Annotated in this window: 1 protein-coding gene; it reads left to right on the forward strand. The window is 64.0% G+C overall.

The window, feature by feature from the left end; translation table 11 throughout:
* Positions 1–300: 300 nt before the first annotated feature.
* Positions 301–1,640, forward strand: a 1,340-nt coding sequence (locus M0954_RS00955) for a methyl-accepting chemotaxis protein (protein ID WP_297351146.1), incomplete at its 3' end; no start/stop codon positions are given.

Below are 1,640 nucleotides of genomic sequence, written 5' to 3' on the forward strand. Positions count from 1 at the left end.
AAAAACAAGTTTAGCGAGCGAGCGCTCCCCGATACATCAGACAAATCCCAATCCCCATAAGGCTCTGCGGCATGAGCCTTTCAACATCCTGTCCTGCTTATTCCCATGATTAGCAGGTCAAGTCTCCGCCAGCTCCGCCGTAAAAGAAGTTGACGCGTTATAGCGCGCACCGTCGACGCCGCAGCGGCGCGAAGCCCGGTCAGGAGTGGATGAGCGCCCCAGCCTGATGCCTCGCGCCAGGTCCCTTAAGCGGACACGAGAACTTGTAGCGGCCCGGCACTTTCTACAGAGGAGACAGGGATGAAGTGGTTCGAGCGTATGACGGTGTTGCAGAGCCTGCTGGTGTCGTTTGCCACCGTGATCGGGTTTTGCGTGGTGGTGGGGGGCGCTGGTTTGATGACCTTGTCGTCCATGCATGATCTGACTGTCGAGATCGGCAGCCGTCATATGGACGGTCTCTACTGGATGGAAGAAGCGAACCGCAACAAGATCGACGCGGACCTTGCCGCGGCAAATCTGGGCTATGCGGCAAACGAAGCGGGACGTCAGCGTCTCGACGCCAATATCGTCGAATCGCTCAAGAACATGCACGACGCCTACGACCGCTATCGGGCCACGTTGTCCACCAGCAAAGGCCAGACGCTGCTCGACGAAGTGCTGCGCAAGTCGGCGGTGTGGGAAGAGATCGTGCATCAGCAGATTGGTCAGGAGCCGATTCCAGCGGGCGTCGATGCCAACGAGCTGGTGCGGCGCGCGATTGCCGCGAGCGAAGCTCTGCGCGACAGCATCGTGCCTGTGATCGACTATCGCCGCCAGCAAGCGAGCGAAGCGCAGGCAGAGGCCGCCGACGGCTACCGGCACATGCGCATTGTGCTGTCGTCGCTGGTGCTCGCGGCGCTCGTGGTCGGCATGCTGCTCGCGTGGTTGATCGCGCGGCGCCTGGCGCGGCAACTCGGCGGCGAACCCGGCTACGCGGCGCAGATCGCCAACCAGATCGCCGCCGGCGATCTGAGCGTGCGCGTCGAGACGCACGCCGACGACACCCGTAGCCTGCTGTTCGCACTGCGTAATATGCGCGAGCGGCTCGCTGGAATCGTCACGGGCATCAGCGAAACGAGCGAATCGATCCTGCTGGCCTCGGGCGAAATTGCCCAGGGCAACACAGATCTCTCGCAGCGCACCGAAGAGCAGGCGGCATCGCTTCAAGAGACCGCCTCCAGCATGGAGCAGCTGACCGCCACCGTGCGGCAGAACGCCGACAATGCGCAGCAGGCGAGCGGTGTCGCACACGGCGCGTCCGAGGTGGCGGCGCGCGGCAGCGGTCTGGTAGGCGACGTGGTCGAGACGATGCGTGAACTGGCGGCGGGCTCGAAGCGCATGACCGACATCATTGCGGTGATCGAAGGCATCGCTTTCCAGACCAACATCCTCGCGCTCAACGCGGCTGTCGAAGCGGCCCGCGCCGGCGCGCAGGGCCGCGGCTTCGCAGTGGTCGCGGGCGAAGTGCGTTCGCTCGCGCAGCGCAGCGCGCTGTCGGCCAAAGAGATCAAGGAACTGATTGAGACCTCGACGACGCGCGTCGGCAGCGGTGCGGCACTTGCCGAACGGGCCGGTCAGACGATGGCCGAAGTCACCCAGGC

Source organism: Paraburkholderia sp., from assembly GCF_026225065.1.
Taxonomy (GTDB): Bacteria; Pseudomonadota; Gammaproteobacteria; order Burkholderiales; family Burkholderiaceae; genus Paraburkholderia.